This window comes from Flavobacterium maritimum (assembly GCF_040049085.1).
GTDB classification, from domain to species: Bacteria; Bacteroidota; Bacteroidia; order Flavobacteriales; family Flavobacteriaceae; genus Flavobacterium; species Flavobacterium maritimum.
On record NZ_JBDLZY010000022.1, the window covers coordinates 1 to 655 of the forward strand.

General features: G+C 32.7%; 1 protein-coding gene and 1 pseudogene. Both read right to left on the reverse strand.

Annotated features, from left to right (window positions below; translation table 11 throughout):
* Positions 1-361 (reverse strand): glycosyltransferase family 2 protein (locus ABEB23_RS18085; protein ID WP_348814122.1); only part of this gene is annotated, 361 nt, incomplete at its 3' end.
* A gap of 5 nt (positions 362-366) precedes the next feature.
* Positions 367-655, reverse strand: a pseudogene (locus tag ABEB23_RS18090) (glycosyltransferase family 9 protein); the annotation flags it as partial.

Genomic DNA, 655 nt, shown 5'->3' on the forward strand with positions numbered 1-655 from the left:
TAAACATAAAGGTGCGATACATATAATAGGCTGAAATGTTATTTTTTTGATTAATAACCTTCGTAATTTCTGATTGAAGATCCTGAGTTAACCGTTCATCAGCATCGATAAATAGAATCCACGAGTTGGAAGCCAGGCTGATGGCGTAATTTCGCTGGGAAGCAAAATTCTCAAAAGTGTGCTGAATAACTTTGACATTTTTAAATGATGAAGCGATCTCAAAAGTCCGGTCTGAACTAAAGGAATCTACGACAATAATCTCATCGGCAAATGATAGATTTTCCAAAACATATTGAATGTTTTGTTCTTCATTGTATGTGATAATTAAAGCTGTTAAAAGTTGTCTTTCTGAAACAATCATCGCAATTAATTAAAGTCGTTTTGTTGTAAAAACAATTTAATTCGGTCTTCAAAAAATTCAGGTAAAAATTTCTCATATAAAGGCAAAGCTTCTTTTTTGAGCATTTTCTCTGTTTTGTTTTCGAATAAAGCAGGGCGGTAATCTTTTAAATGGACAGAAAGATGATGAATTCCGTCTTCAAAAGTTGCCCATATTTTCTTTTCTATCCAGGGTGAAAAAATAATAAATGATGGCTTTTCTAATGCTTTTGCCATATTAATAGCCCCTCCGTCATTACCAATAATAGCATCACAT